We start from the raw sequence: 8,334 nt of genomic DNA on the forward strand, positions 1-8,334 counted from the left end.
GAGTTAGCACAATCTGGCGTCGGGAATGACCCCGACACCAGTGACCTGTTTGAGCGAGAGTTACTCGTCTTCCAGCTCGATGTTGATACCCAGCGAGCGGATTTCTTTCAACAGTACGTTGAAGGATTCCGGCATGCCCGGTTCCATCTGATGGTTGCCGTCCACGATGTTTTTATACATCTTGGTACGACCATTCACGTCATCAGACTTAACGGTAAGCATTTCCTGCAGGGTATATGCAGCGCCGTATGCTTCCAGCGCCCACACTTCCATCTCACCGAAGCGCTGACCACCGAACTGCGCCTTACCACCCAGCGGCTGCTGAGTAACCAGGCTATAAGAACCGGTAGAACGCGCATGCATCTTGTCATCAACCAAGTGGTTCAGTTTCAGCATGTACATGTAGCCAACGGTTACCTGGCGCTCGAACTGCTCACCGGTACGACCGTCGAACAGTGTGATCTGACCGGAAGTCGGCAGGCCACCCAGCTGTAACAGTTCCTTGATTTCTGACTCTTTCGCACCATCGAAGACCGGCGTTGCGATCGGCATACCTTTTTTCAGGTTCTCAGCCAGACGCAGAACTTCTTCGTCGCTGAAGGTCGCAAGATCAACTTTCTGACGAACATCAGTACCCAGATCATAAGCACGCTGGATAAATTCGCGCAGTTTGGCGACTTCTTCCTGTTGCTTAAGCATCGCGTTGATTTTCTCACCGATACCTTTCGCAGCCATACCCAGGTGGGTTTCAAGAATCTGACCGATGTTCATACGAGACGGTACGCCCAGCGGGTTCAGTACGATGTCAACCGGCGTGCCGTTTTCATCGTAAGGCATGTCTTCGATCGGGTTGATCTTAGAAATAACACCCTTGTTACCGTGACGACCCGCCATTTTATCACCCGGCTGGATCTGACGTTTAACGGCCAGATACACTTTAACAATCTTCAGCACACCTGGTGCCAGATCGTCGCCCTGAGTGATTTTGCGGCGTTTCGCTTCGAGTTTCTTCTCGAACTCGTGCTTCAGTTCGTCGTACTGCTCAGCCAGTTGTTCCAGCTGATTTTGTTTCGCTTCGTCGGTCAGACCGAGTTCCAGCCAGCGATCACGCGGCAGTTTATCGAGCTTCTCAGCTTCAACGCCACCGGAAACCAGCACAGCATAGATACGGCTAAACAGGCCAGCTTCGAGGATCTGCAGTTCTTCAGACAGGTCTTTCTTAGCCTGCTTCAGCTGCATCTCTTCGATTTCCAGCGCGCGTTTGTCTTTTTCCACGCCATCGCGGGTAAAGACCTGAACGTCGATAATCGTACCGGAAACACCGTTTGGTACACGCAGAGAAGAGTCTTTAACGTCAGACGCTTTCTCACCGAAGATCGCACGCAGCAGTTTCTCTTCTGGGGTCAGTTGGGTTTCACCTTTTGGCGTTACCTTACCTACCAGAATGTCGCCACCAGTGACTTCTGCACCGATGTAAACGATACCGGATTCATCGAGTTTAGAGAGCGCAGCTTCACCCACGTTCGGGATATCAGCGGTGATCTCTTCAGGCCCCAGCTTGGTGTCACGAGACACACATGCCAGTTCCTGGATGTGAATAGTGGTGAAGCGATCTTCCTGAACCACACGCTCGGAGACTAAGATGGAGTCTTCGAAGTTGTAGCCGTTCCACGGCATGAACGCTACGCGCATGTTCTGGCCAAGTGCCAATTCACCGAGATCGGTGGACGGGCCATCTGCCAGCACGTCGCCGCGCTCAACCGGCTCACCCAGGGATACACATGGCATCTGGTTGATGCAGGTGTTCTGGTTAGAACGGGTGTATTTGGTCAGGTTATAGATGTCGATACCTGCTTCGCCCGGATACATCTCGTCTTCGTTAACTTTGATAACGATACGGGAAGCATCTACGTACTGAACAGTACCACCACGTTTGGCAACGGCGGTTACGCCGGAGTCAACCGCTACAGCACGTTCCATACCGGTACCCACCAGCGGCTTATCAGCGCGCAGAGTCGGAACCGCCTGACGTTGCATGTTCGCACCCATCAATGCACGGTTAGCATCATCGTGTTCCAGGAATGGAATCAGGGACGCACCAACAGAAACGATCTGTTGGGTGGATACGTCCATGTAGTCAACCTGGTCACGGCTGAAGAGGCTCGATTCGCCTTTGCTACGACAAGTTACCAGGTCTTCTTCGAAGTGGTTGTTGTCATCCAGGTTGGAGTTCGCCTGAGCGATGACATAATTGCCTTCTTCGATAGCTGACAGGTAATGAATTTCGTCAGTAACAACACCGTCGATCACTTTACGGTACGGAGTCTCAAGGAAACCGTATTCGTTAGTCTGTGCGTACACGGACAAGGAGTTGATCAGACCAATGTTCGGACCTTCAGGGGTTTCGATTGGACATACGCGACCGTAGTGAGTCGGGTGTACGTCTCGAACTTCGAAGCCTGCACGTTCACGGGTCAAACCGCCTGGGCCGAGGGCAGAAATACGACGCTTATGCGTGATTTCAGACAACGGGTTGTTCTGGTCCATAAACTGTGACAGCTGGCTGGAACCAAAGAACTCTTTCACCGCAGCAGAAATCGGCTTGGCGTTGATCATATCCTGAGGCATCAGGGTATCGAGATCGCCCAGAGACAGACGCTCTTTAACCGCACGCTCAACACGTACCAGGCCAACGCGGAATTGGTTTTCCGCCATTTCGCCTACGGAACGGATACGACGGTTGCCGAGGTGGTCGATATCATCGACTTCGCCCTGACCGTTACGAATACCGATCAGTTTACGCATAACCTGGATGATGTCGTCTTTGCTCAGGATACCAGAGCCTTCGATTTCATCACGCAGCAGAGAACGGTTGAACTTCATACGACCTACCGCAGACAAATCGTAGCGGTCTTCGGAGAAGAACAGATTCTCAAACAGGTTTTCAGCGGCTTCACGCGTAGGCGGCTCACCAGGACGCATCATGCGGTAGATTTCTACCAGTGCGCTCAGACGATCATTTGTTGGGTCGACGCGTACAGTCTCAGAGATGTATGCACCGTGATCCAGATCGTTGGTAAACAGCGTTTCGATACGCTTGTGGCCAGACTGGCTCAGCTTAGCCAACAGATCCAGGCTCAGCTCCATGTTCGCAGGGCAAATCAATTCACCCGTTGAAGCATCGACGTAGTCTTTTGCAGCGACTTTGCCCGCAATGTACTCAACCGGTACTTCGATGAGTTTGATGTCATCTTTTTCCAGTTGGCGAATGTGGCGCGCAGTAATACGACGAGCTTTCTCGACGTAAATTTTACCGTTAGCTTCGATATCGAAGGACGCGGTTTCGCCACGCAGACGCTCAGGAATAAGCTCCATTTGCAGCTTATTGTCGCGGATTTCGAAAATAACTTTGTCAAAGAACAGATCGAGGATCTGCTCAGTGGTGTAGCTCAGCGCGCGCAGGATGATGGTCGCAGGCAGCTTACGACGACGGTCGATACGGACAAACAGGTTGTCTTTCGGATCGAACTCGAAGTCCAGCCAGGAACCACGGTAAGGGATGATACGTGCGTTATACAGCACTTTACCCGAAGAGTGGGTTTTACCCTTATCGCTGTCAAAGAAGACGCCCGGGCTACGGTGCAGCTGAGAAACGATAACACGCTCAGTACCGTTGATGACAAAGGTACCGTTATCGGTCATGAGTGGAATTTCACCCATGTACACTTCTTGTTCTTTGATGTCTTTGACGGTGCCTTCCGGCGCTTCACGCTCATAAATCACCAGACGCAGTTTAACGCGCAGGGGAGCGGAATAGGTCACGCCGCGAATCTGACATTCTTTCACGTCAAATACAGGCTCACCCAGACGATAGCTTACATACTGCAACTCAGAGTTGCCGCTGTAGCTCGCGATTGGGAATACGGAACGGAAGGCTGCTTCCAGACCGTACTGGCCTTCAGGATCTTGCTCGATAAACTTCTGGAACGAATCAAGCTGGATAGAAAGGAGATAAGGTATGTCCAGAACTTGTGGACGTTTACCAAAATCCTTACGAATACGTTTTTTCTCGGTATAGGAGTAAACCATAGGGTTCCTCAGCTCGCTGACAAGTCGACCGACTCTGCCCATTAGAGGGGCAGTTTATGCAACACTATTTTGTGGACCGGAAAATTGAATACTTTCCGCAATACCTGTTGCTATCACGCTTAAACCATTTCGTCGCGATTTACACAAGGCGGGTACCCTGTCGCAATATATTAAGTCGTCGATAGAAACAAACATTGTCAGGACAGCCAGCAGTCAAACAGTGTGAAATGCTACTGGCGCCTTACAGCGCAAAAAGGCTGGTGACTAAAAAGTCACCAGCCATCAGCCTAATTTCTCAGGCTGCAACCGGAAAGGTTGGCTTATTTAACTTCAACTTCTGCGCCAGCTTCTTCCAGTGCTTTCTTCAGTGCTTCTGCGTCATCTTTGCTCACGCCTTCTTTCATAGCGGCTGGAGCAGATTCAACGAGGTCTTTAGCTTCTTTCAGACCCAGGCCAGTTGCGCCACGTACAGCTTTGATAACTGCAACTTTGTTAGCGCCAGCAGCTTTCAGAATTACGTCGAATTCAGTTTTTTCTTCAGCAGCTTCAGCCGGGCCCGCAGCTACAGCTACAGCAGCAGCAGCAGAAACACCGAATTTTTCTTCCATTGCAGAAATCAGTTCTACAACGTCCATTACAGACATAGCGGATACTGCTTCAATGATTTGATCTTTAGTGATAGACATTTAAATTGTTCCTGAAAATCAGAATAAGTTTATACGTAAGCCAATGCTTTATAAAGATAACCGCTATTAAGCAGCTTCTTTTGCATCGCGTACAGCAGCCAGAGTGCGAACCAGTTTGCCAGCCGAAGCTTCTTTCATGGTTGCCATCAGGCGTGCAATTGCTTCTTCGTAGGTTGGCAGTGTAGCCAGGCGATCGATATTCGATCCCGGGATCAACTCACCTTCAAAGGCTGCGGCTTTGACCTCAAATTTTGCATTCGCTTTCGCGAAATCTTTGAACAGACGAGCAGCTGCGCCCGGGTGTTCCATAGAATATGCAATCAGGGTCGGACCAACAAACGTGTCTTTCAGGCACTCGAATTGAGTACCTTCAACGACGCGGCGCAGCAGGGTGTTACGAACAACACGCATATATACGCCAGCTTCACGGCCTGCTTTACGCAGTTCGGTCATTTTGTCTACAGTAATGCCACGGGAATCCGCAACTACTGCAGACAGCGCGCCTTTGGCTACTTCGCTGACTTCAGCAACAATCGCTTGTTTGTCTTGAAGATTTAAAGCCATTAGCTTTGCTCCTGGATGTTTGCCAGAGATTATCTCTGGAACTCACTTCACTCTTTTCAACGAAAAGAGCGTCTTAATACGGTGAGCAGAAACAAGCCAAAGAGTATCAAAAATAATCTTAGCGTTCTGTCACCGTCTACGCAGGGAATTAAGTTTCTGACGAAACACCTGCGGTCTTCGACGGAGGCCTGGATTAGGCCAGGCTCCAACGAACAAATCTTTTTCGTGGGCGAAGATTGTAGACAAATCCACCGCCCACGTAAAGGCGAATATTAGTTCGCCACTGCAGTCAGACCAGACTGGTCAACCGCAACACCTGCACCCATGGTGGTGGAGATGCTGATTTTCTTGATGAAAACGCCTTTCGCCTGAGTAGGTTTTGCTTTTTTCAGCGCAACCAGCAGAGCTTCCAGGTTTTCTTTCAGTTTGTCAGCGTCAAAGTCCACTTTACCAATGGTGGTGTGGATGATGCCGTTTTTGTCGTTACGATAACGAACCTGACCTGCTTTAGCGTTCTTAACCGCTTCAGCAACGTTAGGGGTTACAGTACCGACTTTCGGGTTAGGCATCAGGCCGCGTGGACCCAGAACCTGGCCCAGCTGGCCAACAACGCGCATTGCATCAGGAGAAGCAATAACAACGTCAAAGTTCATTTCGCCTTTCTTGATCTGGTCAGCCAGATCTTCCATACCTACCAGCTCAGCGCCGGCAGCTTTAGCTGCTTCAGCGTTAGGGCCCTGGGCAAATACGGCAACGCGAACAGAACGGCCAGTACCGTGCGGCAGTACAGTTGCACCACGTACGTTCTGGTCAGATTTACGAGCGTCGATGCCGAGGTTAACAGCAACGTCTACGCTTTCGGTAAATTTAGCGGTGGCCAGCTCTTTCAGAAGAGCAATGGCTTCAGCGATGTCATACTGTTTAGTCGCATCAACTTTGTCACGGATCACGCGCATACGCTTGGTCAGTTTAGCCATTTCTTAATCCTCCACTACCAGGCCCATGGAACGCGCAGTACCTTCAATTGAGCGAGTCATCGCTTCAATATCAGCACCGGTCATGTCGGCAGCTTTAGTCTGCGCGATTTCCTGCAGCTGAGCGCGAGAAATTTTACCAACTTTCTCTTTGTTCGGCTTGCCGGAACCGGACTTAATGCCTGCAGCTTTCTTCAACAGAACCGCAGCTGGCGGAGTCTTGGTGATGAAAGTGAATGAACGGTCAGCGTAAACGGTGATGACAACTGGAGTTGGCAGACCTTTTTCCAGGGATTCAGTTTTTGCGTTGAACGCTTTACAGAATTCCATGATGTTCACGCCCTGCTGGCCCAGTGCTGGACCTACCGGTGGGCTCGGGTTAGCCATACCAGCTGCAACCTGCAGCTTGACATAGGCTTGTACTTTCTTAGCCATTCTCAATTTCCTCTGATGGGTTATAGCGCCTCTAAGAGGCTCCCCGTGGTTAATACATGATTTATGCGCACTTGGCCCATAAATACAAAAGGCGCGAAATTGTATTCCAATTTCGCGCCTCGCGCAACGACTGAATCGCTGCTTTTACAACCTGGTGCTTACGCTTTTTCGACCTGGGCAAAGTCCAATTCGACTGGCGTTGCACGACCAAAGATGGAGACAGAGACTTTCAGACGAGACTTCTCGTAATCCACCTCTTCAACCACACCGTTGAAGTCTGCAAACGGGCCATCGCTAACGCGGACCATTTCACCCGGCTCAAACAGCGTTTTCGGACGCGGTTTATCACCAACCTGCTGCAGGCGGTTCATGATCGCATCAACTTCTTTGTCGCTGATTGGTGCAGGACGATCGGAAGTACCACCGATGAAGCCCATTACGCGCGGTACGCTACGTACTAAGTGCCAGCTGGCGTCATTCATTACCATCTGGACCAATACGTAACCTGGGAAGAATTTGCGCTCGCTCTTGCGACGCTGGCCACCACGGATTTCGACCACTTCTTCGGTCGGAACCATGACTTCACCAAACAACTCTTCCATATTGTGTAATTTGATATGCTCGCGCAGCGAAGTGGCTACGCGGCCTTCAAAACCGGAAAACGCCTGAACGACGTACCAGCGCTTTTTAGGAGCTTCAGACATCTCAGAACCTCAGGCCAGTGATAAAAGATACCAGGCGGACCAGAATACCATCCAGCCCCCACAGGATCAGCGACATTACAGCAGTGACTGCAGCCACAATCAGCGTAGTGTGCAGCGTTTCCTGACGCGTTGGCCAAATGACCTTGCGGACTTCGGTTCTCGCTTCACGAGCAAACGCTACGGTCGCTTTGCCTTTTGTCGTCAGCAGCGCAACACCGCCTGCTGCAGCAATAAGAATCACTACGGCCAGCGCACGCAGCGGCAGCATCATGTCACGATAAAGGTAGTTGCCTACAATAGCTACAATCAGCAGTACTGCAACGATCACCCACTTCATCGCTTCCAGGCCGCGCCCGCTCCCTTGAGCTTCGGTATTCGCACTCATAAACCAACCTGTCACAAGAATTCGACAAACATCTTTGCCCCGCGAGGTGTGCGAGGCAACCAAAACCGAAATGCTCTGTTGCGTTTCGGACTAAACGCCCTCTTCAGAGCCTGTCTCAGCAATGATTATGACAAAAAAAATCACTGATGAGCCAGGTTCTGGTACGAAAGCGTGCAAAAAGGGCATCAAATGATGCCCTTTTAATGCGCATTGCGTCAAATGTTATCAGCGATTAGCTGAGAACTTTAGCAACAACGCCCGCGCCAACGGTACGGCCGCCTTCACGGATTGCGAAACGCAGACCGTCATCCATCGCGATTGGGTGGATCAGGGTAACAACCATTTTGATGTTGTCGCCTGGCATTACCATCTCTACGCCTTCTGGCAGTTCGATGGTACCGGTCACGTCAGTTGTACGGAAGTAGAACTGTGGACGGTAGCCTTTGAAGAACGGAGTATGACGGCCGCCTTCATCTTTGGACAGGATGTACACTTCA

At 50.7% G+C, this 8,334-nt stretch carries 8 protein-coding genes; all 8 read right to left on the minus strand.

The window, feature by feature from the left end:
- Window positions 1–60 precede the first annotated feature (60 nt).
- Complete coding sequence (rpoB, locus tag VH187_RS00305; RefSeq protein ID WP_329699509.1) at window positions 61–4,089, minus strand: DNA-directed RNA polymerase subunit beta; 4,029 nt, start codon at window positions 4,087–4,089, stop codon at window positions 61–63.
- Between the two features lie 320 nt (window positions 4,090–4,409).
- Window positions 4,410–4,775: a 50S ribosomal protein L7/L12 gene (rplL, locus tag VH187_RS00310; protein WP_329699510.1), complete on the minus strand. Its 366-nt coding sequence runs from the start codon at window positions 4,773–4,775 to the stop codon at window positions 4,410–4,412.
- Between the two features lie 66 nt (window positions 4,776–4,841).
- The gene (gene rplJ, locus VH187_RS00315; RefSeq protein ID WP_329699511.1) at window positions 4,842–5,339 is read right to left on the minus strand and encodes a 50S ribosomal protein L10; all 498 of its coding nucleotides are present in this window, start codon (window positions 5,337–5,339) and stop codon (window positions 4,842–4,844) included.
- A 272-nt stretch (window positions 5,340–5,611) separates the two neighbouring features.
- Window positions 5,612–6,316 carry a 50S ribosomal protein L1 gene (rplA, locus tag VH187_RS00320; RefSeq protein WP_329699512.1) on the minus strand — a complete coding sequence of 235 codons (705 nt, stop codon included), beginning with the start codon at window positions 6,314–6,316 and terminating at the stop codon, window positions 5,612–5,614.
- Between the two features lie 3 nt (window positions 6,317–6,319).
- Entirely contained in the window at window positions 6,320–6,748 is a 429-nt protein-coding gene (rplK, locus tag VH187_RS00325; protein WP_110512487.1) for a 50S ribosomal protein L11, read from the minus strand.
- 158 nt (window positions 6,749–6,906) lie between these two features.
- Window positions 6,907–7,452 (minus strand): transcription termination/antitermination protein NusG, encoded by a 546-nt coding sequence (nusG, locus tag VH187_RS00330; RefSeq protein WP_002438628.1) that lies wholly within the window; start codon window positions 7,450–7,452, stop codon window positions 6,907–6,909.
- Window position 7,453: 1 nt separating this feature from the next.
- On the minus strand, window positions 7,454–7,837 hold the full coding sequence (gene secE / locus VH187_RS00335) for a preprotein translocase subunit SecE (protein ID WP_049842136.1): 384 nt from the start codon (window positions 7,835–7,837) through the stop codon (window positions 7,454–7,456).
- Window positions 7,838–8,069: 232 nt separating this feature from the next.
- Window positions 8,070–8,334: EF-Tu C-terminal domain-related protein (locus tag VH187_RS00340; protein ID WP_000374965.1), on the minus strand; the 265-nt coding region annotated here is incomplete at its 5' end.

This window comes from Scandinavium sp., from assembly GCF_036271055.1.
Taxonomy (GTDB): Bacteria; Pseudomonadota; Gammaproteobacteria; order Enterobacterales; family Enterobacteriaceae; genus Scandinavium.

Coding starts and splice junctions, on each gene's coding strand:
- nusG (WP_002438628.1), bottom strand. CDS start 7,452: ATGTCTGAAGCTCCTAAAAAGCGCTGGTACGTCGTTCAGGCGTTTTCC.
- secE (WP_049842136.1), bottom strand. CDS start 7,837: ATGAGTGCGAATACCGAAGCTCAAGGGAGCGGGCGCGGCCTGGAAGCG.
- rplK (WP_110512487.1), bottom strand. CDS start 6,748: ATGGCTAAGAAAGTACAAGCCTATGTCAAGCTGCAGGTTGCAGCTGGT.
- rpoB (WP_329699509.1), bottom strand. CDS start 4,089: ATGGTTTACTCCTATACCGAGAAAAAACGTATTCGTAAGGATTTTGGT.
- rplL (WP_329699510.1), bottom strand. CDS start 4,775: ATGTCTATCACTAAAGATCAAATCATTGAAGCAGTATCCGCTATGTCT.
- rplA (WP_329699512.1), bottom strand. CDS start 6,316: ATGGCTAAACTGACCAAGCGTATGCGCGTGATCCGTGACAAAGTTGAT.
- rplJ (WP_329699511.1), bottom strand. CDS start 5,339: ATGGCTTTAAATCTTCAAGACAAACAAGCGATTGTTGCTGAAGTCAGC.